Annotated in this window: 22 protein-coding genes; 11 read left to right on the top strand and 11 right to left on the bottom strand. The window is 67.7% G+C overall.

Annotated features, from left to right (window positions below):
* The first annotated feature begins 18 nt into the window (after nucleotides 1-18).
* Genes EV652_RS41760 through EV652_RS41745 form a run of 4 tightly spaced genes read left to right on the top strand, consistent with a single transcriptional unit; the run spans nucleotide 19 to nucleotide 4,134 of the window.
* Nucleotides 19-1,647, top strand: a complete 1,629-nt coding sequence (locus EV652_RS41760; RefSeq protein WP_132216365.1) for a hypothetical protein — start codon at nucleotides 19-21, stop codon at nucleotides 1,645-1,647.
* A complete protein-coding gene (locus tag EV652_RS41755; RefSeq protein ID WP_132216362.1) occupies nucleotides 1,644-2,714 on the top strand; it encodes an aminotransferase class I/II-fold pyridoxal phosphate-dependent enzyme in 1,071 nt (356 codons plus the stop codon). The genes EV652_RS41760 and EV652_RS41755 overlap by 4 nt, the downstream gene beginning before the upstream one ends.
* On the top strand, nucleotides 2,711-3,508 hold the full coding sequence (locus tag EV652_RS41750) for an amidohydrolase family protein (RefSeq protein WP_132216359.1): 798 nt from the start codon (nucleotides 2,711-2,713) through the stop codon (nucleotides 3,506-3,508). The genes EV652_RS41755 and EV652_RS41750 overlap by 4 nt, the downstream gene beginning before the upstream one ends.
* Nucleotides 3,505-4,134, top strand: coding sequence for a hypothetical protein (locus tag EV652_RS41745; RefSeq protein ID WP_132216356.1), 630 nt, complete (start codon nucleotides 3,505-3,507; stop codon nucleotides 4,132-4,134). The genes EV652_RS41750 and EV652_RS41745 overlap by 4 nt, the downstream gene beginning before the upstream one ends.
* Here EV652_RS41745 and EV652_RS41740 read toward each other — a convergent pair.
* Nucleotides 4,131-5,462, bottom strand: coding sequence for a sigma-54-dependent transcriptional regulator (locus EV652_RS41740; RefSeq protein WP_158441536.1), 1,332 nt, complete (start codon nucleotides 5,460-5,462; stop codon nucleotides 4,131-4,133). The genes EV652_RS41745 and EV652_RS41740 overlap by 4 nt on opposite strands.
* A 436-nt stretch (nucleotides 5,463-5,898) precedes the next feature.
* Between EV652_RS41740 and EV652_RS41735 the strand changes: the two genes are divergently transcribed.
* On the top strand, nucleotides 5,899-8,424 hold the full coding sequence (locus EV652_RS41735) for a X2-like carbohydrate binding domain-containing protein (protein ID WP_132216350.1): 2,526 nt from the start codon (nucleotides 5,899-5,901) through the stop codon (nucleotides 8,422-8,424).
* Between the two features lie 78 nt (nucleotides 8,425-8,502).
* Here the strand turns inward: EV652_RS41735 and EV652_RS45020 are convergent, their stop codons facing one another.
* The gene (locus EV652_RS45020) at nucleotides 8,503-8,670 is read right to left on the bottom strand and encodes a hypothetical protein (RefSeq protein WP_206752115.1); all 168 of its coding nucleotides are present in this window, start codon (nucleotides 8,668-8,670) and stop codon (nucleotides 8,503-8,505) included.
* Nucleotides 8,671-8,823: 153 nt separating this feature from the next.
* Between EV652_RS45020 and EV652_RS41730 the strand changes: the two genes are divergently transcribed.
* Entirely contained in the window at nucleotides 8,824-9,144 is a 321-nt protein-coding gene (locus tag EV652_RS41730; RefSeq protein WP_132216348.1) for a hypothetical protein, read from the top strand.
* A gap of 39 nt (nucleotides 9,145-9,183) precedes the next feature.
* Here the strand turns inward: EV652_RS41730 and EV652_RS41725 are convergent, their stop codons facing one another.
* The gene (locus tag EV652_RS41725) at nucleotides 9,184-10,647 is read right to left on the bottom strand and encodes an SDR family oxidoreductase (protein ID WP_132216345.1); all 1,464 of its coding nucleotides are present in this window, start codon (nucleotides 10,645-10,647) and stop codon (nucleotides 9,184-9,186) included.
* Between the two features lie 71 nt (nucleotides 10,648-10,718).
* Here EV652_RS41725 and EV652_RS41720 point away from each other — a divergent pair, with 71 nt between their 5' ends.
* The 5 genes from EV652_RS41720 (at nucleotide 10,719) to EV652_RS41700 (ending at nucleotide 15,277) form a co-directional block, all read left to right on the top strand.
* Nucleotides 10,719-11,048, top strand: a complete 330-nt coding sequence (locus EV652_RS41720; RefSeq protein WP_132216342.1) for a cupin domain-containing protein — start codon at nucleotides 10,719-10,721, stop codon at nucleotides 11,046-11,048.
* A 151-nt stretch (nucleotides 11,049-11,199) separates the two neighbouring features.
* Nucleotides 11,200-12,216, top strand: a complete 1,017-nt coding sequence (locus EV652_RS41715) for a tetratricopeptide repeat protein (RefSeq protein ID WP_132216339.1) — start codon at nucleotides 11,200-11,202, stop codon at nucleotides 12,214-12,216.
* Nucleotides 12,217-12,254: 38 nt separating this feature from the next.
* The gene (locus tag EV652_RS41710) at nucleotides 12,255-13,067 is read left to right on the top strand and encodes a pentapeptide repeat-containing protein (RefSeq protein WP_132216336.1); all 813 of its coding nucleotides are present in this window, start codon (nucleotides 12,255-12,257) and stop codon (nucleotides 13,065-13,067) included.
* Nucleotides 13,068-13,451: 384 nt separating this feature from the next.
* Complete coding sequence (locus EV652_RS41705; protein ID WP_132216333.1) at nucleotides 13,452-14,024, top strand: winged helix-turn-helix domain-containing protein; 573 nt, start codon at nucleotides 13,452-13,454, stop codon at nucleotides 14,022-14,024.
* Nucleotides 14,021-15,277 carry an MFS transporter gene (locus EV652_RS41700; RefSeq protein ID WP_132216330.1) on the top strand — a complete coding sequence of 419 codons (1,257 nt, stop codon included), beginning with the start codon at nucleotides 14,021-14,023 and terminating at the stop codon, nucleotides 15,275-15,277. Before EV652_RS41705 ends, EV652_RS41700 begins: the two co-directional genes overlap by 4 nt.
* A gap of 16 nt (nucleotides 15,278-15,293) precedes the next feature.
* Here the strand turns inward: EV652_RS41700 and groL are convergent, their stop codons facing one another.
* The 8 genes from groL to EV652_RS41660 all read right to left on the bottom strand — a co-directional run.
* On the bottom strand, nucleotides 15,294-16,985 hold the full coding sequence (gene groL, locus EV652_RS41695) for a chaperonin GroEL (RefSeq protein WP_132216327.1): 1,692 nt from the start codon (nucleotides 16,983-16,985) through the stop codon (nucleotides 15,294-15,296).
* 54 nt (nucleotides 16,986-17,039) lie between these two features.
* Nucleotides 17,040-18,065, bottom strand: coding sequence for an NAD(P)-dependent alcohol dehydrogenase (locus EV652_RS41690; protein ID WP_132216324.1), 1,026 nt, complete (start codon nucleotides 18,063-18,065; stop codon nucleotides 17,040-17,042).
* Complete coding sequence (locus EV652_RS41685; RefSeq protein ID WP_132216321.1) at nucleotides 18,062-18,778, bottom strand: iron-sulfur cluster assembly protein; 717 nt, start codon at nucleotides 18,776-18,778, stop codon at nucleotides 18,062-18,064. Before EV652_RS41685 ends, EV652_RS41690 begins: the two co-directional genes overlap by 4 nt.
* Entirely contained in the window at nucleotides 18,778-19,821 is a 1,044-nt protein-coding gene (locus EV652_RS41680; protein WP_132216318.1) for an amidohydrolase family protein, read from the bottom strand. The genes EV652_RS41685 and EV652_RS41680 overlap by 1 nt, the downstream gene beginning before the upstream one ends.
* A 15-nt stretch (nucleotides 19,822-19,836) precedes the next feature.
* On the bottom strand, nucleotides 19,837-20,208 hold the full coding sequence (mimD, locus tag EV652_RS41675; protein ID WP_132216315.1) for a propane 2-monooxygenase effector subunit MimD: 372 nt from the start codon (nucleotides 20,206-20,208) through the stop codon (nucleotides 19,837-19,839).
* Nucleotides 20,205-21,386 (bottom strand): ferritin family protein, encoded by a 1,182-nt coding sequence (locus EV652_RS41670; RefSeq protein WP_132216312.1) that lies wholly within the window; start codon nucleotides 21,384-21,386, stop codon nucleotides 20,205-20,207. The genes mimD and EV652_RS41670 overlap by 4 nt, the downstream gene beginning before the upstream one ends.
* The gene (locus EV652_RS41665) at nucleotides 21,383-22,456 is read right to left on the bottom strand and encodes an NADH:ubiquinone reductase (Na(+)-transporting) subunit F (protein WP_132216309.1); all 1,074 of its coding nucleotides are present in this window, start codon (nucleotides 22,454-22,456) and stop codon (nucleotides 21,383-21,385) included. Before EV652_RS41665 ends, EV652_RS41670 begins: the two co-directional genes overlap by 4 nt.
* Before the next feature lie 79 nt (nucleotides 22,457-22,535).
* Nucleotides 22,536-23,791: ferritin family protein (locus EV652_RS41660; protein ID WP_500784516.1), on the bottom strand; the 1,256-nt coding region annotated here is incomplete at its 5' end.

The following is a 23,791-nucleotide window of genomic DNA, read 5'->3' as shown; positions in this document are numbered from 1 at the left end:
TATCGAAAGGACACGACAGTGGAGATTTCGTGGATCCCGGACCCGATCCGGGCAGGCCAACTGGCCGTTCTGAAGATCCTGCTCAACGCCGGTGAGCCGACCGGCAGGTACCGGTTCACCTTCTCCAACCTCGCGACCGGCGAGCACCCGTTCGGTGGTGTCAGCGCCGAGATCATGCACACGATGGAGCTGGGCGACGACTTCGAACCCGAGGTCCTCTTCACGACGGAAGGACTCAAGAAGCTCAAGGCCGTCAAGACGGCCACACCCAAAGTGCATGAGAACGACACCGAGGTCGCGGACATCGACATCCAGGTGCTCCCCGCGATCGTGCCGCAGGTGCCGACGCAGACGGTGGCGCTCGTGTCGGGCGATCCACCGCAGAGCGAGGACGAGGTGCTCTGGAGCTTCATCCGCCAACTCACCGACCAACTGCGGTTCGAGGAGTTCCACGAGTTCGTCCGGCCCAGGCTGACCGGGCTGTCGGGTCCTGAGTGGTTCGGCACCGACGCCTACCGCCGGCTCTTCCGGGCCGCCGAGACATTCGTCGAGGCCGCCGCCGACCCGCTACGTGCGGTCGAGCGGAAGCGGCTGCTCAAACACGAGATCTCCCGAGACACGGTGATCGACAGCCTTCAGCGGTCGTACGTGAGCAGCGAGCGCGACGATCTCGCCCAGCCGTTCCTGCGCTTCGATCCCGCCGTCGGCGGAACCACCGGCCCGGGCCCGTCGATCCGGGGTGCGGCCGTCGACCCGGCCGACTTCCCGTTGCCGAATGTGCCGTTCGTCGAGCTGATCTGGAACTACTGGCACGAGGAGGGCGGTCTGGTCCAGACGATGAACCATATCCTCGCCCGGTTCCAGAACCGCCGGATCGGGCCGAAGTACGACGCCTTGGCCCGGTTCGACCTCAATCCGCTGCTACCACTGCGCAATCTGCTGTGGGGGTTCACCGAGGACGAGCAGAGTCGTCTGACCGTGCGCCGGCGTGCGGCGGAGTACATGGTCCAGTACGGCCTGCCGTTGGTCGGCCGGGCCGTGCCACCGCCGTACACGATGGTGGATCGGCGGACGCAGTTCCTCGAGGGCTTCCACGCGCTGCTGCACGCGGCGCACGAGTTCTACAAGGAACGGGACGACAAGACCGTCGACGCGGACGCGTTCCCGTTGCTCAGCAGCCTGCGCGAGGTCCATCTCGTGCTCGCGCACGGGGCGCACAACCAGTTCGCCGACCTGCCACTGGTCGCACGCGCGGAGATGCTGACCATGCAGTGGATCCTCGCCCAGCCGGAGATGCGGGAGTTCCTCGGCGGGCCGACCATGGTCCCGTACGAGGAGGACTGGATGGACCGGGTCGACACGATGAAGAGCATCCAGGGATGGCCCGAGGCCAGCATCACGCACTTCTTCGAGTTGGCTGTCCACGGTGAGCAGATCCTGCTCTCGATCCGGCACGGACGCTGGAACGAGTCGAGCCGGACCCGCGAGGACGCGGCGAACTGGGCGCTGACGTGGCGCAACGAGATCCAGCGCTACATGCACGCCTACCGGACCGTCACCGGAGTCGATCTGGCCACCACGGTCGACGCCACCATGCCCTCGGTCCTGCTGGCTCGCCGCGGCGGTCGGCAGATCCGCCGAGCGTGACCGGTCATGTCGCACCGGACCCGGGGCTCGACTTCACGTCGTCGTTGTTCCTCGGCCTGCACCACGGCAGCGCGTCGCTGCCGCCGTGGGCTTCGCTCACGACCGGCGTACCCGCGGTGCTTCATGAGGCGCCCGCTGCGCACCGGGTCGCTGCCGCCGTGGCCGCAGCGCACGGTGCGCAGGCGGGCGTCGTCGGCCGCTCGACACTGCATGCGCTGATGGATGTGATGGGGATGCTCCCGCAACGTGGCGACATCGTCGCGATCGACGCGGCCGCCTACTCGCTCGCCGGGTGGGCGGCGTTGCGGGCGGCGGCCAACGGCGCTCTGGTACGCCGATATGCGCACCACCGCCCGGAGTCGATCGTCCTCGAGCCCGGTCGGCGGCTGTTCGTGCTGACCGACGGGTGGTGCCCGGGTTGCAACCGGCCGACGCCACTGCCGGAGTTGCAGAGTCTCGTGCGCGATGCGGGCGGCGCCCTCATCGTCGACGACTCACTCGCCTTCGGTGTCCTCGGCAGCAGACGGCAAGGGGATGTGTTCGGTGACGGCAGCGGTACGCCGAACTGGTGCGGGCTGGATCACGAGGCCGTCGTCTGGGTCGCCTCGTTGGCCAAGGCCTGCGGGGCGCCGCTGGCAGTGACGACCGGCGACCGCTCGACGATCCGGCGACTGGCGGGGGAGGGCGGCAACCGGGTGCACAGCAGCCCGCCCTCGGCTGCCGACCTGGCTGCCGCGAGCAGGGCTCTGCGCGACTCGAACGAGAACCGCACTCGCCGTACCCGGTTGCAAGGGCATGTGCTGCGCCTTCGCAACCGCCTGCGTGACATCGGCCTGACGGTCAACGGCAGGCCGTTCCCTGTCGTGAGCATCTGGTTGCCGGCTTCAGATGCCCACCGGTGGTGGTCCGAGCTTCAGTCAGCCGGCATCCGCGCCGTACTGCAGCAGTCACGGTGCCGGCGCGGCGTCATGCTCACCTTTCTGGTGCGGGCTGATCACACGCCCGCCGATCTCGACCGGCTCACGGTTGCTTTGCGGTCGCTCGCTGTACGACGGGGTGCGGCATGAGACGTCCTCCGGTCATCGACTCGCACTGCCACGCCGGCCTCGGCGACGGGTTCACGGGTCCGTGGGACACCGATGCATCGCTGGACAACTATCGTGTGCGCGCTCGCGAGGCGGGCATCGACGTGACGGTGCTGCTGGCTCCGCTGACCTCGGACTACCGCTGCGCCAACCGGGCGGTCGGCGCGATGGTGACAGCCGAGCCGCGGTGCTACCTCGGCTTCGCCTTCGTCAATCCGGTGACCGATCGCGGGCGGATCGCCGTCCTGGTGGACGAGGCACGAGCCTGGGGTGCGTGCGGCATCAAGGTCCACTGGCGGGACGGCCGGATCACCCGTGAGATCGCCGAGGTGGCCCGGCGCCGCAACCTGCCGATCCTCTACGACCCGGCCGGCGACACCGCGACGGTGGAGATGGCGGCGACGGCGTACCCGGATGTCGCGTGGATCATCCCGCACCTGTCGTCGTTCTCCGACGACTGGAAAGCCCAGATCGCCTTCGTCGACCAACTCGTGCGACTGCCGAACCTCTTCACCGACACCGCCGGCGTGCGCTACTTCGACGTACTGGTGGATGCGGTACGACGGGCCGGGCCGGGCAAGGTGCTGTTCGGCTCCGACGGCCCGTTCCTCCATCCCGCGGTGGAGATCAGCAAGATCCACGCCCTGCACCTCGAACCCGCGGACGCCGCCCAGGTACTCGGCGGCAACCTGCTGCGACTGACCCGGACCGCCCGCCGCTCGGCCCGCACGTCGACTGACCGAGCGGCCACCCAGAACCGGAGGTACAGCCCATGACCATCACACCGCAGGAGTCCGAGGTCCGGAACTGGGCGACCAGCTTCCTTCCGCCCGCATCCTCGCCGGGGCAGAGCCTGACTCTGCGCACGCCGGGGTACGTGGAGATCAAGCCACACACGCTCTCCGGGATCCGCTCCGGCCTGGCACAGCTCGGCGCCCGCCTGGAGAAGGCGAACCTTCAGAGCGGGGTGCTCGCGACCTACGTGGGGACCGACTCCCGCGGCAATCCGCTCAGCAAGGGCGTGGCGAAGTACCTGCGGGTCTACGCGGTGGTGGTGAACGCCAAGCCGAAACCCACATTGGCGGCGTACAACCAGCCCGGGAGGTGGCACTACCTGGGATTCACCAAACTGGAACCGACGATGAGTCACCCGCCGGTGGACCATGCGCCCGCATTCGGCTGGGCGGTCGAGCCCGTAGTCCAGCAGCGGGTGAAACTGGCGGTCGCGCTGGCGACTCCGCAGCGGAAGTGGACGACCGCGGGCGGCCCCGCACCGGGCCCGGACATGACCTACTCCGAGCTCGCCGACTTCTACCGCGAGCTGGCGCGCGAACTGCGTGACCCGTTGTACGCCGAGTTGGCGTCGGAGCTGGAGGCGATGGCCGACCGAGAGGTTGCCTAGGTACGGCGTTTCGCGCGTCGGAGCTGCAATGCCCGGTCGGTGACACCCAGCCGGGCCGCCGCCGCGCGGATGCTGCCACCGGATTCTTCGATCGCCGCCGTGACCGCGAGGTCGGCGACGTAGTCACGCAGTTCGCGAAGGGTCATGCCTTGCCGCAGTTGCTGGCGGATCGAGTCCATCAGGGTCGGCGCGTGGTTGTCCGTCGTACTGTCATGGCCCAACGGCCGATCCGAGGGCGGCAGATCTCCTGGTGTGACCGGTCCCGGACCGACATGTCGTGAGGCGACCCGATGAGCGAGCTGGCGGAGATCGCGGAGATTGCCGGGATATTCGCGTCGCCGCAACGCGACCTCCACCTCGGGAGTCACCTCGGCCGGCTCGGCCTGTCCCTGGGCCTCGGACACGAAGCTGCGGAACAGTGGGATCAGATCGCCGGGCCGGTCCCGCAGCGGCGGGAGCTGCACCGAGTACGCCGCGATGCGGTAGTAGAAGTCGGCCCGGAACCGGCCGGCCGTGACGTCGTCCTCCAGGACGCGGTTGGTGGCACAGATCAGCCGGAAGCTCGTGTGCTGCCAGGTGTCGGCGCCGACCCGCTTGTACATCCCCTCCTGGACCACGCGCAGCAGCTCCGGCTGCAACTCGAGCGGGAGTTCGCCCACTTCGTCGAGCATCAGCGTGCCGCCGTTCGCCGCGGCGCACGCGCCGGTCCGCACACTCACCGCACCCGTGAACGCACCCCGTTCGTGGCCGAAGAGCTCGGAGCCCGACAGGTTGGGGACGATAGTGGTGCAGTCCACCACGACGAGATGCCCGGACCGGCCGGCGGCGCTGACCGCATGCGCGACCTTCGCGGCCAGTTCCTTCCCGGTCCCGGTCTCACCCGTGATCAGGATCGGTCCACCGCCGAACTTGGCGGCCGTGACCAGGTCTCGCAGAGCCTGTCTCAGGGCCGGGCTGGTACCCCGGATCACGTCGGCGACGGGCGGGGACTCGACGACGTTCTCCACCTCGATCAGTCGCTCCAGGCGAGCCTGGATCGGTCTGGGATCGTCCTGCCAGATCATCAGATCCGTCGCGCCACAGGCCAGCAGCGACCAGGGTTCGAGGCGATGCCCGGCTTCCGACACGACGATCACATGGGCGTTGGACGACGCCGCCATCGCCAGCGTCTGCTCGAGATCGCGGGAGAAGGTCGAGCACACGACGACGCCGGTGAGCTCACCTGGTTCGGGGGAGGTGACCAACCGCAGGTCCGGGTGCGCGCCGCTGATCGCGCGCGCGATGGCCTTGGTACGTGAACCAACGCCAAGGTTGAGCACCCACGTCATCGAATCCCCCGGGAGAACCCCGTTAGAGCATGGGTCCACGCCCTCCACCGCCGACTGCCGCCGACCACCCAGCCCTGTCATCAAGCCTAATTGGCAACCCCCCGCTTCGACCAGACCTCAGTCATCCAACTGAATCATCAACCCGCTTCAAGCACCCGCTTCCCACACAGTTGCCACTGGCAACCGTCAGCGAGACCTGCCGGCCCGCTGTGCGGCTCCGCGCGAGCGGGTTGCCCCGCGTCTCGGCCACGAACCTGTCCCGGACGGCTCGCGGATCGCGAACACGATCGCGACCCGGCGGAGCCGCTGGGCTCTAAATCTTGACAGAGTTAAGTAAAGGCTCCAATATCCTATCGGATCCGTGTTCCTGGGAAACGTGTGTCGAAGACCGCGAGTCCCAGGGGTCTCGGCTGTCAGATCAGAGAGGTCACCGCTCATGACCAGATCCCTTCGAACCAGGGCGACGCGCGGCGTACTCGCAACGCTCGCCGTCGTCGCCGTCGGGCCGGTCGGCTTGTCCGCCGCCGTACCTGGCCCGGGTGGGCCGCCGCAGGGGCCACGCGGAGTCACCACGACGGCGAGCGCGGACAGCGCGGCGAGCATCAGCACTCCGGCGGGCGTCACCGCCGGGGCGAGCCCTACGCTCGGGCCGGCCGGGGAGGCGGCGCGGAAGCCCTACATGGGCTGGAGCAGTTACAGCATGCAGGTGTACTCGAACGACGGCGGCAACTGGATCTCAGCGGACCAGATCATCGCCCAGTCGGATGCGATGCACAAGAAACTCCAGCCGTACGGATTTGAGTACATCAACATCGACGCGGCGTGGAACGGCGGCACCGACGAGTACGGCCGGCCCGTGCCGAGTAAGAAGCTGTACCCGAACGGACTGCAGGCGGTGATCGACCACATCCACGCGAACGGCCAGAAGGTCGGGCTCTACAGCATCCCGGGCATCTCGAAGGCGATGCTGGACGCCAACCTCCCCGTGTACGGACACCCGGGGTGTACGACGGGAGATCTGGCCAAGCAACCGTTGCAGCAAGGGGACTACTGGGGCTTCGGCTACCGCATCGACATGACGAAGCCGTGTGCCCAGGCGTACATCGACTCGATCGCCGATCTCTTCGCCTCCTGGGGCGTCGACTTCCTGAAATTCGACAGCGTGACCCCGGGCTCCGGCAAGAACGATCTGTCTCTCGATGCCCGCGACGAGGTCAAGGGATGGTCACAGGCTCTCGCCCGTCACAACATCTGGCTCGAACTCTCCTGGGCTCTCGACATCAACTACGCGGACTACTGGAAGCAGTGGGCGAACGGATGGCGGCTCGACTGGGACGTCGAGTGCTACTGCCCGGGTGAGGCGCTCACGGCCTGGCCGAACATCTCGCGGCTCTTTCCCAGGGTGGCGGACTGGTGGCGCCATGGTGGACCGGGTGGGTGGAACGACCTCGACTCGCTGAATGTCGGCAACGGCACGATGGACGGGCTGACCAAGGACGAGCGTCGTACGGCGGCCACGCTGTGGGCGATCTCCGCCGCTCCGTTCTACGTCGGTAACGACCTGACCAAGCTCGATGCGTACGGGCTGGAACTGCTCACGAACCCCGAGGTGATCGCGGTCAACCAGGCCGGGCGCCCCGCGCAACCGGTGTCGACCAAGACCAACCGGCAGGTGTGGTACTCGCTCAACGCGGACAGCTCGTACACCGTTGCCCTGTTCAATCTCGGGACGACGGAGGCCAACATGACGGCGAACTGGGCGGACCTCGGTCTGGACGGTTCGGCGACGGTGCGCGATCTGTGGGCGAAGAAGAATCTGGGCGAGTTCGCGTCCGGCTACACCGCCGCGACGGTGCCGCCGCATGGTGTCCGCCTGTTCAAGGTCACGCCGCAGAGGAACTCGGCGATCCGGGTCAACGACGATGATCTGCGGGTCTCCTACGAGGGCGCCTGGCAGCGCAACGGCAACCGCGAGGTTCCGGCGGTGTCGGAGCCGCTGACCGTCACGGTGACGGACTCGGGGACCCCCGCGGCCGGGACGGCGGCCACCTCCAGCGTACGGACGGTGGAGCTGAACAACGACGACCCACAGATCGTCTACACGGGTTCGTGGAGCCGGAGCACGGGCCGTGGGTTCGGTGACTATCAGGACGACGTCCAGTACACGGAGACCAACGGCGACGCCTTCACGTACAGCTTCGTCGGCAACGGCGTCGACTACGTGACGGAGAAGGACTCCTCACAGGGTGAGGTCGACATCTATATCGACGGCGCCTTCAAGGAGACTGTCGACACCCATCGCGATCCCGCCGAAGGGCGCGCCGTCCAGCAGGTGGTGTACAGCATCTCGGACCTGCCGAACGGAAGTCACACGATCCGCGGGGTGAAGAAGTCGGGATCGTTCATGCTGGTGGACAAGCTGGTGGTGCGGCAGGAGAGCCTGCTGAACCCGGGTACGGCGGGCTTCGACAAGGAGCCGTCCGCCCAGGCCGATGTCAGCGTCGAGATCGGGCGCGATCCCGGCGAGCTGGTCGCGATCGCGAACGGCGGCGCGGACCTCGTCAAGGGCACTGACTACACCGTCGAGGGCAGGGTCGTGACGATCAAGAAGGCGTACCTCGCGGCTCAGCCGACCGGTACCACGAAGCTGGACTTCAGCTTCCGTGGTGACTACCGCAACGACGTTCACGCCGCGACAGCGGATGGTGCGGCGATCGAGTTCGCCTTCAAGGGAACGGGCGTCGACTGGATCACGGCGCTGGGTCCGGATCAGGGCGAAGCTGACGTCTACCTCGACAACAAGCTCGTCGGTCGGGTGAACCTCTTCAACGAGGCGCGTGTCACGATGCGGCAGGTTTTCACCCGCGCCGGCCTGAAGGATGGGCAGCACACCCTGCGCATCGTGAAGGTCTCGGGCGAGGTACTACGAAGCGACATGTTCCGGTACACGATCGCTCGGTAGCCCTGACACCGGTCGTGGAGAGGTAACCGAAGGCGGGAGGGCCGCGGGAGATGGAGTTTCCCGCGGCCCTCGCGTTGGTCAGAGGCGTTCGCGCGGCGTGAAACCTCTCAGCTTCTGCCGGCGGCAACCACTGTTGCCGCTGTCATCGAATCCGGTGCTGCCGGCGTTCTCTTCGTCGTACCCGTTGCCCTCCACAACCAACGCCCGCCGGCACCAGTGCGACAGAACGTTTCGGCTGGCCTGCACAGGGTGATCGGTAGCGGATCGCATGCGTTTGGTTGCGGTGGGCACCGTTTGCCGTGCGCTGGCGTTCGGCGGTCGCGAGTGTCGGGTGTCGCGTCGTACATTCGGATTCACACCTGCTGCCGGGGGGACTTGCGACAGGTGCTGAGGGGAGGTATGACGTTGCCAGATCATGAATGGGCGGGGGAGCGGCCGGCGTTGCCGGACGGATCGATGCCGGCCTATGGCAGTTATCCGCTGCCGGGGATGCCCGGTGGCGATCCACCGCCGGCGGCGTTCGGTTGGGGACCCGAGCTCGGCGGTGATGAGCAGTACCCGCTCGGCCACCGCAAGCCGGCGCCCAGAGGTCTGGTCGTCGCCCTGATCGTCATCTGCGGGTTGGTGCTCGCGGGCCTGATAACCGTGGTGGCAATCCGCGCGAGCGATTCGTCGAGTTCCGCGCCCGGCCCCACTAGGAGCCACGCGGCCCGCAGGTAGCTCCCGATCAGGCCCAGGTCTGAGTTTCGGCTGCGTGGGTCAGGTGTTGGCGGCGGTGGTGATGTTGCGTTGCATGCCACCGAAGACGAGGCCGTGGAAGGGCTTGATGGCCCACCAGTACAGGTGGCCGGGCAGGCCGTGCGGATGGAACAGCGCACGTTGACGGAAGACGGTGTGGCCGGCGTCGTCGTGGTCGACGATGAGTTCGAGCCAGGCCAGGCCGGGGAGCCGCATCTCGGCGCGAAGACGGAGGAGCTTGAGGTCTTCGATCTCTTCGACGCGCCACCAATCGAGCGGATCGCCCACGGACAGGTCGCGTGGATTGCGCCGGCCGCGGCGCAGACCTGGTCCGCCGAACAACCGGTCCAGCAGCCCGCGCGCCCACCAACCGAGGCGCCAGGAGTACCAGCCGTTGCCGCCGCCGATGCCCTCGATCACCCGCCACAGCTGTTCAGGGCTCGCAGGTACGACGCTCTCGCGCTCGTCGACGTACAAGGATCCGCCGGACCAGTCCGGGTCGCCCGGCAGCGGATCGCTCGGGGCGCCGCGCGTTGCCGCGGACGCCCAGCTGGTCGTCACGTCCAGGTCGCCGACCCGCTTGAGCGCGAGCTCCACCGCACGATCGAAGCCGATCAGGCCCGCCTCTGGATCGGGGACGTACTTGGCGATGTCGTGTTCCTTGCAGACGACCTCGTGCACCAGGCTGTCGACCAGTGGTCTGGCGATGCTGCTCGGCACGGGGGTGACGAGACCGACCCAATGACTTGACAGCGACGGCGTCAGCAGCGGCAGCAGGAGGATGCGCCGTTGGTTGAGGTGGGCAACCTTCGCGTAGCGCTGCATCATGTCGCGGTAGGTGAGGACGTCGGGTCCGCCGATGTCGAAACCGCGGCTGACGTCGGCCGGCATGGACGCGCTGCCGACCAGATAGTGCAGGACGTCGCGCACTGCGATCGGCTGGATCCGGGTGCTGAGCCAGCGTGGGGTGACCATCACCGGGAGGCGGTCGGTCAGGTGCCTCAGCATCTCGAACGACGCCGAGCCGGAGCCGAGAATCACGGCCGCGCGCAGCGCCGTGACCGGTACGCCGGACGCCAGCAGGATCTCGCCGACCTCGCGCCGGGAATCCAGGTGCGGCGAGAGCTCCTCGCCTTCGGGGTAGAGGCCGCCGAGATACACGATCCGCCGTACGCCGGCTTCCCTCGCAGCCGTCCCGAACGTCAACGCGTTGTGCCGGTCGCGTGCCTCGAACCGCCGGCCAGTTCCGAGGGAGTGGATCAGGTAGTAGGCGACGTCAACGCCGTCGATCGCGGCCCGCAGTTGCCGCGCGTTCCCGGCATCTGCCTCGACGACCTCGACGTCGTCGTACCAGGTCCGATCGCGGAGCCGGCGTGGGTTCCGTGCCATCGCGCGGACCCGGAAGCCCGCCTCGAGCAGTTCTGGCACGAGGCGGCCACCGATGTAGCCCGTGACTCCGGTGACGAGGGCAAGGTGCTGATTCATGGCTCCCAGTGCCCGGATAACGCTGAGCGATGCTTCGCGACGCGGCGGGCCGGGCGTGCGATGATCGATTGATGGACGTTGCCTCGATCGACGAGCTTGCTGCTGACCTGCTGGCCAAGGCGGTATCTGCCGAGAGTGGGCGCAGTTCGGTCACGGTCTACAGCAGAGCCGGTGCCCGGCTCCGGCAGACGCTCACGGCGCTCGCCGCGGGGCGGGTGATGGGTGAGCACAAGAGTCCGGGGGATGCCTCGGTGCATTGCCTGCGGGGTCGTGTCTTGGTCCGTGCCGGTGACACGCAGGTCGAGCTCGGTCCAGGTGACCTGGTCGCGGTGCCGCCCCAGCGTCACGACGTCGAAGCCCTGGAAGCATCTGTCCTCCTTCTGACCGTCGCCCTGCACTGAGCCCGGGCAGTTGCCGACGGCAACTGCATCGCTCCGGTCGGCCCCGCGAGAGACGGCGGTCAGAAGTTGGCAAAGCGGGCGTTTGAGGCGATGTTCTGTACCGTGTGAGGTGTGGCGCACAGCGCGTCACGTCGTTGGGTGGGGGGCTGCCGTGACGAAGTCGGGCGAGCACGTGCGGGACGATGTCGGTGGGGTGGAGCGGGCCCTTCAGTTGGTGATCGACTCCCGGCACGCCGACCAGGCCCCGAAGGCGGCGTTCAACCTCGGGGTGCTGTGCGAGGATCGGGAGGACTTCGCCGGGGCGGAGCGGGCCTATCAGCTGGCGATCGACTCCGGGCATGCTGACCAGGGCCCCAAGGCGGCGGTCAACCTCGGGGTACTCCGTGAGGGCCGGGGCGACTTCGCCGGGGCGGAGCAGGCCCTTCAGTTGGCGATCGACTCCGGGCACGCCGATATGGCCCCGATGGCGGCGGTCAATCTCGGGGTACTTCGTGACGATCAGGATGGGGCGGATCGGGCCTACCAGTCGGCGATCGACTCCGGGCACATCGACCAGGCCCCGAAGGCGGCGGTCAACCTCGGCGTTCTCCGCGAGAGCCGGGGCGACTTCGCGGGGGCGGAGCGGGCCTATCAGCTGGCGATCGACTCGGGGCACGCCGATATGGCCCCGATGGCGGCGATCAACCTCGCGGTGCTCCGCGAGGTGCGGGGCGATTTCGCCGGGGCGGAGCGGGCCTACCAGTTGGCGATCGACTCCGGGCACGCCGACCTGGCCCCGAAGGCGGCGGTCAACCTCGGAGTGCTCCGTGAGGATCAGGGCGATTTCGCTGGGGCAGAGCGCGCGTACCAGGTGGTGCTCGACTCCGGGCACGCTGACCAGGCCCCGCAGGCAGCGGTCAACCTCGGCGTCCTCTGTCACGGTCGGGAGGACTTCGTCGGAGCGGAGTCGGCCTTCCAGTTGGCAATCGACTCCGGGCACGCCGATATGGCCCCGAAGGCCGCATTCAACCTCGGGGTCCTGTGTGAGGATCAGGGCGACCTCGCCGGGGCGGAGCGGGCCTATCAACTCGCCATCGATTCCGGGCATCCAACGGCTGCTTCATCTGCCCGAGAGGTCATGACGGAGCTCCGCAGCCGAAAATCGCTCGACCCCGCACGGCGCAACTGATGCGGCGTGCGGCCGCACGCCCTAGCCTCGACAGGGACATGTCCCACCAGCCCGTACGACACTCGGACCTGCGCGCCGACTGCACGCAGTGTGCCGGGCTGTGCTGCGTGGCGCTGGCACTGACCGCGTCCACCGACTTCGCCATCGACAAGCCGGCCGGTGCACCGTGCCCGAACCTGAAGCACGACTTCCGCTGCGGCATCCACGCGCGGCTGCGGGACGGCGGCTTCCCAGGCTGCACCGTGTACGACTGCTTCGGCGCCGGCCAGAAGGTCACGCAGGTGACCTTCGGCGGCCGAAACTGGCGGCAGGAAGCGGACTCGGGCGCGCAGATGTTCGAGGTGTTCTCGGTGGTGCGGCTGCTCCACGAGCTGCTCTGGTACCTGATCGAGGCGCTGGAGCTGGCACCTCCCCTCCGCGACGACCTCACGCGTGCGCGTGTCGATACCGAACGCCTGGCCCTCGGTAGCCCGGATTCGCTCGCGGAGCTCGACGTGATCGCCCACCGATCCCGGATCAACGAACTGCTGCTACGGACCAGCGAGCTCGTCCGGGCCGGCGTACCGGGCACACCAATGAACCACCGCGGTGCGGACCTCACGGGTGCGACGCTGCGCGGCGCCGACCTCCGCGGGGCGGACCTGCGCAGCGCTTACCTGATCGCCGCCGACCTCCGCGAGGCCGATCTCACGGCCGCCGACCTCATCGGTGCCGATCTCCGGGACACCGACCTGCGGGGCGCCGACCTCGCGCGGAGCATCTTCCTGACCCAGATGCAGATCAACGCGGCCCGCGGCGACGCCGGTACGACGCTCCCGACCCGGCTGACCCGCCCGCCGCACTGGTCCTAACGCCGCATCCAGAAACGTTGGGGTTGTCATCGGTCCGGTCAGATTGGTGCAGTTCGACAGGAGGTGTCCGGCGATCGAGCCGCTTACCGGGTGGGCTCAGGCGGGGAATGGCTGGCAGCAGGCGCGTACGTCCTGTCGAACTGCACGAGGCGGACCCGTCAGAGGTGACAACCGAACCACACCGCCGCACTGAACGGCATCGTGGTCGACCCACCACAGTGGGTGCTCCAGGCCGGTCGGTGGGAGGTGGGTGACGGCCCCAACGTTCGTTGACGCCGCACTAGCCTCGAGTCCGCGGCTCGATCGAACACCATGACGCCACTGACCAGTGGTCCATGCAGAATTTTCTTTGCATAGATTGTTCTGTAAGCGTATGGTCGGCTCATGAGTCAGGACGACAAGCTGGTGCGTCAGGGTGAGGAGCTCAAGGGCCTCACCCATCCGCTGCGAGTGCGGATGCTGGGCGCGTTGCGGGAGCACGGGCCGGCGACGGCGACAGAACTGGCTCGGCGGTTCGAGACCGACACCGGTGCGACGAGCTACCACCTGCGGAAGCTCGCGCAGTACGGATTCGTCGAAGAGGTCGCCTCGGGCGGTCATCCGCGGTCGCGGCGCTGGCGTGCCATGCACAAGACGACGAGCTGGAACAACTCCGAGATGGCTGCGTCGAGTGCAGGTCGTAGTGCGGCCGGGTGGATGCGCAGGCAGCAGGCGGAGATCCTGGTGTCCAACGTCGAGTCGTTCGAGCAGGACCAGACCACGTTGCCCGCGGACTGGGTGGATGCGTCCGGGATCGGTGACCTGCTGGTGAAGCTGACGCCGGCCTCCGTCGACGAGCTGTGGGAGCGGTTCTACGCACACGTCGACGAGTTGAAGGCCCGAGACGCCGGGAATCCCGACGCGTCCAAGGTCTCCATCGTGGTCAGCGCCTTCCCGCGGTCCGGCGAGCGATCGTGACCGCGTCGGGGGCAGCTCGACGCTTTGCGCTGATCAGCTTCCTGAGTTGGCTCCCGACCGGCCTCTTCATTCCAGTGCTGGTTCTCCTGCTGCTGGACAAAGGGGTGAGCCTGACCGCCGTTGCGGCGCTGGGCGTCGCGTACTCCGTCGCCATCATGGTGCTCGAGTTGCCGACCGGCGGGCTCGCCGATGTCGTCGGCCGTCGTCCGATGATCGTCGCGTCAGCGGCGGCAAGTCTGATCGCTCTGCTGTTGCTCGGCCTGGCCGAGTCCATCCTGCTACTCGTTGCCTCGAGCATCCTCCGCGGTATCGGGCGAGCGCTGGGAAGCGGACCCGTCGAGGCCTGGTACGTCGACACCGTGCAAGCGCGATCCGAGGTGTCCGATGCCGAGCTGAGCCGTGGATTGTCGTTCGGGCTGATGGCTTCGTCCGTGGCGCTGGCGGTGGGAACGGTAGCTGGTGCGCTGATCCCGTTCGCCTTGCATACCAGCCTTGCCGTGCCGGTTCTGATCGCCGCCGCGTGTGATGCGGTGCGGCTGGTCGTGACGATCTTCGCGATGCCCGAGCCGAAGTACGCGCCGGCAACTTTGCGCAGCGTGCTGAGAGGGGTTCCTGCTGCAATCGCGACCGGACTGAGCCTCGGCGTACGCAATGCGTTACTGATCCGGATCTTGTCGACCGGAGCCGGCATGGTGGCCGCGCTGGCCGTCATCGAACTGCTGACCCCGGCTTGGATGGGTGAGCTGGCGGGGTCACCTGATCGGGGAGTTCTTGCCTACGGCATCGTCGCGGCCGTCGGGTTCGCGGCCGACGCGGTGGGTAGCGGATTGAGTATGAGGCTGACGCGCAGACTCGACTCGGCCAGGGCGGTCTGCCTCGTGGGGTTCGCGGTGAGCGTGTTCTCACTGGCTTGTCTGGCCGGGGCGACTGCGGTGGATGGTCTCGGCGGAATCCTCGCCGCGGGCGGGGCCTACCTGCTGATGTTCGTCGGTCTCGGAATCGTCGGAGGCCCGATGGGGCAACTCCTGCACAGCCAGGTGGCCTCGGCCGAGCGGGCGACTGTCCTCTCCGTTCAGTCGCTGATCGGCTATCTCGGGGGAGCGGTGGGCGCGGTGGCGCTGGGGCAACTCGCGGTCGCGACCAGCATGGCGGCGGCGTTCGGAGTCGCCGCCGTCCTGCTGGCAATACCCGGCTGGCTGCTGGTCACCGCGGCTACACCTGCCCGGGCCGAGTCCCGCCAAGTCGAGGTCTGATCACCAGGTCGTTGTCTCAGCCAACCGAAGGGCCCAGGCCAAGGGACTGCGGCGTGCTGGAGTCCGGCGACGGCTGGTGGAGGCCTTCGTCGAGGGCGCCGAACTCGGTCATCAGCGCGGCGCTTCCGCCCCACGGGGTCTGCTCCTCGGCGACCAGCGTGTTGGTGGTGAGCAGCAGGCCGGCCACCGACGCGCCGTTCTGCAGGGCCGATCTGGCCACCCTGAGGGGATCGACGATGCCCATCTCGAGCATGTTTCCGTAGCGGCCTTCGAGTGCGTCGAACCCGTCGTCCGGGCCGAGGTGTCCGATCCGCTCCAGCACCTCCTCGCCGGAGTAGCCCGCATTCGTCGCGATCAGGTACGCCGGCTCGCGGAGGGCGCGCCGGACGATGTCCACGCCGGTCGCATAGTCGTCCTTGACCTCGAGATCGTCGAGTGCCGACGCGGCGTGCAGGATCGCCACCCCGCCACCGGCCACGATGCCCTCGGCCATCGCCGCCCGGGTGGCCGACAGCGCGTCCTCGACGCGGTGCTGGAGCTCCTTCAACTCGGCGGGGGTCGGTGCTCCGACCTGGATGACCGCGACCCGGCCGGACAGCGCACCGATCCGCTCGGTCAGCACGTCCTCGTCGATCCCGAACGTGGCCCGCTCGAGCTCGGCGCGGAGTTGGGTGATCCGGAAGGCGACATCCTGCTCGTGGCCGGCGGAGGCGATGATCGCGGTGCGGTCGGCAGTGACCCGGACCTGGTCGGCCCGGCCGAGCTGGGAGAGCTCCATCGTCTCCAGCGTGAAGCCCGAATGCCGGCTGAGCACCGCGCCACCGGTGATCGCGGCGATGTCCTCCAGCTTGTGCAGCCGCCGGTCGCCGAACCCCGGTGCCTTGACGCCGACGCACTGGATGTGGCCGTTGACGTGGTTGTGCACCAGCATGCTGAGCGCGGTGCCTTCAAGGTTCTCGGCGATGATCACCAGCGGCTTCGGATCCCGCATCATCTTGTCCAGCAGCGGCATCAGTTCCTGCACCTTGGTGATCTTCTCGCTGCACAGCAGGATGTAGGGGTTGTCGAGCACCGCCTGCAAACTGCCTGGATCGGTCACCATGTACGGCGACAGGTAGCCGTTGTCGAACTCGAAACCCTCGACGAAGTCCACCCTCATCCCGTGTGCGGTCGACTCCTCGATGGTGACGATGCCGCCGTCGCCGATCGAGTGCAGGGCCTTGGCGATCACCGTGCCGACCATGTCGTCGTCGTTGGCCGAGATCGCCGCCACCCGGGCGAGGTCGCGCTCGGTGACAACGGGGTGGGCGACCTCGCGCAGCCGGTCGACAAGACGCGCAACGGCGACGTCGATACCCCGCTTCACCAGCACCGGGTTGCCGCCGGAGCCGATCGCCCGCATCCCCTCGCGGACGATGGCGTGCGCCAGCACCGTCGCGGTGGTGGTGCCGTCGCCGACGATGTCGTTGGTCTTGATCGCCGCTTCCTTGACCAGTTGAGCGCCCATGTTCTCGAACTGGTTCTTCAGGTGGATCTCCCGGGCGATGGTGACGCCGTCGTTGGTGACCACCGGTGAGCCGGTGATCTTCTCCAGGATCACGTTGCGGCCCTTCGGCCCGAGCGTCGACTTCACCGCTTCCGCCAGTTGGTCCACTCCGGACAGCATCAGCTCGCGCGCCTGCTCACCGAATCGCAGTTCCTTGGCCATCGGTCTCCTCCTTTGACTGCCCGGTCAGGGCGAACGGTGTGATGGGACGGTGCGCTAGGGAACGAGGATCGCGCGGCCCCGCACCCGGCCGGCGTCGAGATCCGCGACCGCCTCGGCGGCGGCCTCCAGCGGGTAGGTCCGGGTGTGCAACGTGACCTTCCCGGCCTGCGCGAGCGCCATCAGCTCGTCCAGTTCGTTGTACGTGCCGACGATGTTGCCGACGATGTTGCGCTCGGTGGAGATGATGTCCAGGGTCGGCACCTGCAGTTGGCCGCCGTACCCGATCACGAAGTAGGAACCGGCCGGCGCGGTCATCGCGAAGCCGTCCGCTTCGGCGCCCTGCTCGGCGACGAAGTCGAGTACGACGTGCGCACCCGTGCCACCGGTCAGGTCCTGGACCGCCGTCACCTGGTTGCCGTCAGCAACGACCGTGTGGTCGGCGCCGAGCTGCTCGGCGAGCTTCAGCGCGTCCGGGTTGCGATCGACCACGATGATCGTGGTGGCGGTCAGCGCGGCCAGGCACTGGATGCCGATGTGGCCGAGCCCGCCGGCGCCGATCAGCACGCAGGTCGTGCCGGGGTACAGCAGGGGGATCGCCTTGCGGACCGCGTGGTAGGCGGTGATGCCGGCGTCGGCCAGGGCCGCGACGTCCTTCGGCTGCGTCGACGGGTCGAGCTTCACGCACGCCCGCGCGGAGGTGAGCAGGTACTCGGCCATCCCGCCGTCGCTGTCCAGGCCGGGGAAGGTGCTGATCGCGCAGTGCATGTCGGCGCCGGCCCGGCAGGCGTGGCACAGCCCGCAGGTGGGAGTCGGGTGCAGGATCACCGTGTCGCCGACCTGCACGTTGGTGACGGCAGAGCCGACCTCGTGCACCCAGCCGGCGTTCTCGTGGCCGATCGTGTAGGGCAGTGTCGGGTGCATCGCCTCTGCCCACTGACCCTCGATGATGTGCAGGTCGGTGCGGCACACTCCGGCGCCGCCGATCTTGACGACGACGTCCAGCGGGCCCTTGACGCTCGGCTCCGGGACCTCCTCGACCATTGGTTGCTGGTGGTATCCGTGCAGTCGAACGGCCTTCATCCCTCGTCCTCCTCCTCACCCGCACCGGTCGTTCCGTATCGGTGGCGGAGCATGCCCCGGCAGATGCCCGTGTTGGCCTCGATACCGACCCTGGAGAGCCGCGCCCTGCCCAGGTGCAGCGACACCGCGGCACCGGTGATCGGGTCACCGGTGCCAGGGTCGACGAGCAGGGGAGCGGCCGGGTCGGTCCGCAGGCCGAGCTCAGCCCGCCGTCGGCACAGCCTCTCCAGCTGTGCCGACGGTGGCATGTCGCCGAGCGTCATCGTCGCCAGCGTCGCCGGGTCGAGCCCGGCAGCCATCAGTGGGCGACAGACCTGGTCGGTGCCGGCCAACACCGCCTTGGTCAGGAACGTCCGCCGAAGCTCGTCCAACTCGCCGATCGCCTCGCCGGCGAACGACACGGCGAAACCCGCCCGCGCCGCCACGCCGGCGTTGATCTCCGCCGACGCGAAGTGGTCCTCCAGCGCGACATCGGCGCTGCGCACCTCCGGCAGCGCCGAGACCGCGTCGTACGCGTCGGCGACCATCAGGAAGGCGAAGTTGGGCGCGCAGAAGTACGTCGGCAGCCGGAGCCGGACCCGAACGTCACTGGCCGCCGACACGATGCACTCCGACACGAAGCCGAGCTTGGTGATCGGCTCGTCGAGTTCCGGGTCGCGCACCGCGTCGAGCGCGGCCAGAACCCGGGACCGTTCCGCGACCGCCGTCGTCATTACTGCGTGACCAGCTTCGCGTCGTCCTGCGCAGCCGGCTTGCCGTAGTCCAGTCGCAGTTCCTCCGGTACCTCGATGTCGTAGAGCTTCGCCGCGTTCAGCCCGAGGATCTTCTTCTTGCCCGCGACGCCGAGCCGCGGGTAGTCCGAGTACGCCTCGTCGTCCGGGAAGTCCCAGTCCACGAAGCCCTCGACCTGCCACTTGGGTTCCCAGATGGCGTAGTCGCTGCCGAACGTCATCTTGTCCTCGCCGACCCAGAACAACAGCTCGCCCATGCAGCGGGCGAAGAACCGCGGCCGGGCGTGCATCAGTGCGCCGACGACCACGGACAGGCCGGCGTACACGTTCGGCTCCTGCGTCGCCATGTAGCAGAAGTCGTCGATGCGCGGGATCCCGGAGTGCTCGACGATGAAGTTCAGAGCCGGGAAGTCGGTCGCCGCGTGGTCGACGTCACTCATGTCGAACGCGTCCTTGTCCAGCGGCCAGATCGTCGGTCCCTTGTGCGCGTGGATGTTCGTGATGCCGAGCTCCTGGCAGGCCTCCAGGTACTTGTACGCCTCCGGGTCGGTGAGCTTCCAGCCCCGCGAGCCCTGCCGCCACTCCGCGGTGTAGAGCTTGACACCCTTGCAACCCCAGCGTTCGACGTTGTGGCGCAGGGTCTTGAGGCCGTCCTCACCCTCGCGGGGATCCCACCGGGTGTTGAGGACGAACTTGCCCGGGTGCTTCTCGTGCAGGATCGAGTCGCGCTCGGTGGTGTTGAAGCCCTCCTTGTACCACTCGGCCAGATCCGTCGGCTGGAAGATCGCCACGTCCACGTGGCCCTCGTCGAAGACGTCCTTCATGAGGTCTTCCTCGGTGTACTTCTGGTACTTCTCCAGCGGCCACCGGGTGTCCTCCGGTCCCAGGCCGTGGTAGCCGTAGAAGCACTCGATCCAGCCCTTGGCGTACTGCTCGGCTCCTTCGACCCAGTTGTCCGGCGCAGCGTTCCAGTAGTGCATGTGCGTGTCGACCACGAAGTACTTCTCGCCATCATTCTCGTACACGGTCGCCTCCTGGTGTCAGACCGCAGTGAGGTCGAAGCCGAGGTATTCGGCGGCGTCCTCGGGATTGGCGACCAGGATCGTCCGGTCGTCGGTGTGGATCATCCGGCCGTAGTGCGTCGACATGTTCTCCTCGAACTCGGCCTGGTCGAAGTACCCGGGCTCCTCGCCCAGTGCTTCGGAGATCTCGTCGTAGACGACCTCCATCTTGCCGACCGCGTCGACCCTGATCATCGACGGCAGCGGCGTCAGGGTGACGTTGTCCTTCTGACCCATCACCTCGGCGACGACCTCGCCGACCTGGTTGTTCATCAGGGTGAAGCCGCACCGGTTGGACGCGGTGTTGTCGGACTTGAACGGACTCTCTGCGGTCGTGAACGTGGTGGTCACAGTCCCAGCTCCTTGGGCTCCTCGAGGCCGAGTCCGGTGACGATGCCGCTGAAACGGCTCTTCGCCCGGTCCAGGCCGTCTTCGAATCGGGGCGGCTTGCTGTCCGGCTGCGACCAGAGCGGCTGCATCGTCCGGGCCGCCTCGATCGAGCGCGTCGTCCAGTCGGACAGCCAGTCCTGCAGGATCGCCTTGTTGTGGTCGGCGAACTCCTTGTCGGCGGTGAGCAGCTCGAACATCGCCTTGGTGTAGCGCAGGTCGCGCTCGGCGAAGTCGTACTCGGCGGCGCCGATCACGGTCGGCGTCACGAAGTCGCCGTTGCCGGGGGAGGCCTGCTGGACCAGGTGGCTGCGGAACAGCTCGCCGACGAGCGGCTCGAACACGACGTTGGCGGCGAAGATCGCCTCGCACCAGTCGTCGATCGCGGTCAGCTGCTCGGCTACGTTACGCACGCCCTGCCAGGCCGGGTCGGAGTTCCACGTCTCCAGGTGCGCACTGCCGTCGAACCCGTCGAGCTCCTCGCTCAGGGTCAGGTTGTACAGCGCGAGGTCCTGCGCCGCGCGGATCCGGTGCATGCTGTTCACCGAGATCGCGTTGTTGTGCATGTTGGTCGGAGCCCGCCGGTTCGCGTTCGCGAACAGGTAGAGACCCAGGCCGTGGTCGACATGCATCCAGGCACCGACATGTTGCTCGATGAACCGGATCCAGTTGCGGTTCCACTGCTCGAAGGCCTTCGACTGCTTGGCCGCCTCGATGTTCTGGGTGACCTGCCGGACGACGTTGGAGTTGTACCGGTAGAGCGTCAGCTCCCATTCCTCGTTCGGATCCCGGAACTCGTGCCATCCGGTCGCCGGCCAGTCATAGCCCTTGCCGCCCGTACCGGGACCGCGCTCCGGCTCCGGCCGGTCCGAGCCCCAGGCCTTCAGCGCCGTCCAGTCCAGTGGGTAGCCGCCGCGGCCGTCGGAGAACCCGTACAGCCAGCCCTGGCTGAGGTAGTGCCGTGGATCCGGCTGCACCTCGACGGTGACGTCCTCGTAGTGGCTCTGCTTGCGCTTCTGTGGCGTGTAGTAGTTGTACCGGCGAGCCGTCGAGTCCGGGAACACCTTGGCACCGGCCTCGGCATCGGTGAAGACCGGCTTCGGCACGCTCCGTTCCTGGGTGGAGTCCTGTGTGGTCGTCATCTGATCTCTGCCTCCAGCACCTTCGGGTCACCGGCGTCACCGGTGGTGGTGAACTTGTCGTAGAAGATTCGCTTCTGCGCGACTCCCAGCCGTTCCAGCAGGGGTAGCGCGGCCTCGACCATCGGCGGCGGGCCGCACACGTACGCGTCGGCACCGGCGAGGTCGTCTTCGTACCGGCCGACGACGTCGGTGATCAGACCGACCTCGCCGTCCCACTCGTCATCGTCGGCCGGCTCGGACAGGGCCGGCACGTAGCGGAAGTTCGGCAAGGTGGCGGCCAGCGCCCGGAGTTCCTCGTCGAAGCACAGGTCCCGCTTGGCCCGAGCCCCGTAGTAGTACGTCGTCGGCCGGTCGATGGCGCGCTCGGCCATCGACCGGAGCAGGGCCAGGATCGGCGCCATCCCGGCCCCGCCGCCGAGGAAGACCAGCCGCGCGTCGGGGTTGTCCCGCAACGTGAAGACACCGAACGGGCCGGTCAGGTTGAGCCGGTCACCGGCCGACAGTCGCTCGTCCAGGTACGACGAGAACAACCCGCCCGGGTAGATCTTGATCACGAACTCGAGCAGCCCGCCGTCGCGGCTGGACGTGTTCGCCATCGAGAACGACCGAGTGGCCTCGGACCCCGGTACGGCGATGTCGACGTACTGGCCCGGGAAGTACTTCAGTTCGCCCGGCTCGAGCAGCCGCAGGACCAGGTGCCGCATATCGTGCGTGACCGCGTCGTTCGCGACCACCTCGGCGACGGCCTCCTGGATCGGCAGCCCCGAACGGATCATGTCCTCGTCGTAGTTGAGCAGCTCGATCGTCAGATCCTCGTACGGATGCGCCCGGCAGAGCAGGGTGTAGCCCTCGTCCAGCTCGTAGTCCGGCAGCGCGAACGTCGAGTACCGATCGAGCTCGATGTCGTCACCGTCGAGCACGAACGACTTGCAGGACGAGCACTGGCCCTCCTTGCAGCCGTGCATCAGCATGACGCCCTGCTCGGCCGCGGCGCGCAGGATCGTCTGCTCCTCGTCGACCTCGATCTCGATACCGACGGGTTCGAACCGTACGACGTGCTTGTCGCCCATGGTTCCTCACAGCTGCGCGGACAGGAGACGGAGGCGGGAGGGCAAGGGGCGTGCGCCCTCCCGCGTGGCGTTGCGCCGGTCAGGCGTCGACCGGAGCTCGACCGGCAGGTCCGCCGCGGACGTAGCGGGCCGCGAAGGCCGTCCGCTCGTCGTCGGTCATCTCGTTCAGCAGCACGTTCGGGCTCTGCAGAGGCGGGCAGCGCCGCAGGTGGTCCAGGGTCCACATCTTGTCCGGGTTCAGATCGAGATGCGGCTGCGCGACCATCGTCTTGCCGTCGTCGCGAACGAATCCCATGTCGGACACCACGTCGGCCCAGTTCCAGCCGTGGTACAGCGTCTCCCACTCGCGGTGGCCGATCAGCTGGCCCATGTTCGGGGTCTGCCGGCCCTGGTACGTCGGGCGGAACGCCGTCTCGTCGGTCCACTTGCACATCTCATGGCAGTACGTACGCCACTGACCGTCGACCTTCGCCATCACCATGTCCTCGCGAACCAGGCACGGCACCATGCAGGTCCAGCAGCGGTGCGGGTACTCGTAGTCCACGTCCTCGAACACGATCGGGTTGTGGCCGTTCGGCCTCGACAGCCGGTTGTAGTTCTCCCACCACTTGCCGTACTTGTCGTACCAGCCGGGGTACTTGAACTCGAACCACTCGAAGTCCTTGTCGGTCATCGGGTCGATCCGCCAGTAGTTCGCCAGCCAGCCGGTGGCGAAGAACTGCGCCACCTCGTGCACGTACCCCTTGTTCCAGATCTGGTTCCAGGCCTCCTCGATCAGGTCGTGCGGGATCTCCAGGCCGTACTTCTCCAGCGGCACCAGATAACTGCGGTAGTAGTCGTCGTAGATCCACCGGCGCCACATCTCGGCGTAGCTCTCCCGGTCCTTGCGGCGGTCCTTCGTGCCGTACTCGATGAAGGTGCCGATGGCCGCATCCACGACCCTGTGGTTGTTCCACCAGGCGTACCGCAGATCGCGGGCGAGCAGCTGGTGGTTTCCCTCGTCGGACAGAGCCATCAGGAGGGTGGCGTACCCGTTGCTGATGTGCCGCGACTCGTCGGACTGCACCGAGTGGAACACGGTCGGTAGCAGGTAGTCGCCGTTCGCAGCCGCCTCGGCGGGCATCGCGACGAACAGCGTGTTGGTGAAGGCTGTCTCGGCCACGATGGTGAGGTAGATACTCGCCGCCGTGATCGCGTCACCGGTGATGAAGCCTTCGGCGAACTGCCGGCCGATGGTCCCGCAGTAGTCTCCGATCCTCCCTGTCGGGGCGGCCCGTTCCGGGCTGAAAATGGGGGTGGTTGCCCGCTGACGCCGTCTCTCTGTGGTTCGGGCGA

The sequence above is a fragment of the Kribbella steppae genome, from assembly GCF_004342025.1.
Classification (GTDB): Bacteria; Actinomycetota; Actinomycetes; order Propionibacteriales; family Kribbellaceae; genus Kribbella; species Kribbella steppae.
This window is presented reverse-complemented; position numbering and strand designations above follow the sequence as displayed.